Annotated in this window: 1 protein-coding gene and 1 tRNA gene; one reads left to right on the top strand and one right to left on the bottom strand. The window is 49.8% G+C overall.

Features of this window, described 5'->3' with window-relative positions:
• Positions 1 to 331: SIS domain-containing protein (locus E4T81_RS15495; protein ID WP_135046159.1), on the top strand; the 331-nt coding region annotated here is incomplete at its 5' end.
• A gap of 56 nt (positions 332 to 387) precedes the next feature.
• Here E4T81_RS15495 and E4T81_RS15490 read toward each other — a convergent pair.
• Positions 388 to 469, bottom strand: a tRNA-Leu gene (locus E4T81_RS15490).
• Positions 470 to 967: the final 498 nt, after the last annotated feature.

Here is a 967-nt window from a genome sequence, read left to right as displayed (position 1 = left end):
CGCAGAGATGAAGCACGGACCTATCGCACTTATCGACCGCGAGATGCCCACTGTGATTATCGCACCTACCGACGAGCTGCACGAAAAAATCATCTCCAACATCCAGCAGGTAAAAGCTCGCGGAGGTTCGGTAATAGCTATCGTGACCCGTGGCGACACAACTATTCCTGAAATCGCTGATTTCACTCTGGAGATTCCTCCGGTGCCGGAATGTCTATCGCCCATCATTGTCTCAATCCCGCTGCAGCTCCTTGCCTATCATATCGCAGTAATGAAAGGATGCAACGTGGACATGCCGCGTAACCTCGCCAAGTCAGTAACTGTAGAATAAGACTACAATCCAATCATAGTATAAAAAAAGAGCGGCAGCATTGCTGTCGCTCTCTGTGCGCACGAAGGGACTCGAACCCCCACGTCGTTAGACACTAGATCCTAAGTCTAGCGCGGCTACCAATTACGCCACGTGCGCAGGATTTGTGAGTGCAAAGGTAGAAACTTTAATTGGAATATACAATAGTTTCCCCACAAAATTTAATACAAAATTACCAATTCAGATATATCACATTAATAATCACCGATTTATGCCATCCTCAAATACACAAGATAACACCGCGTAGTCCATCGCGTAGCTGTAGGGGCGACTGGAAGGTCGCCCGCAACACAAACCATGCGAAAACGCGGTCTATCCCCGCCCGGGGATGCCGCCACATATACGTCATCGGCGGACGCAACGCGGGCGAGCTTCCACTCGCCCCTAAACTGCATGTGTGGTGTTTTGGTGTAACGGCGTGGAGATTACCCGCGTTTCCGCATGGGATGCATCACACAATGTTTCCCCAAAGGGGATAATCTTTGTTTAGCCGTGGGTTGAGCGTAGCGATACCCACGGTATGTTTTGTGTATTGACGATGTTTCCGTACTGTTTCTTATACACATCTCCGAGCCCATCAGAGGGAGACCGATCGCC

The sequence above is a fragment of the Barnesiella sp. WM24 genome (assembly GCF_004570975.1).
Classification (GTDB): Bacteria; Bacteroidota; Bacteroidia; order Bacteroidales; family Muribaculaceae; genus Muribaculum.
This window is presented reverse-complemented; position numbering and strand designations above follow the sequence as displayed.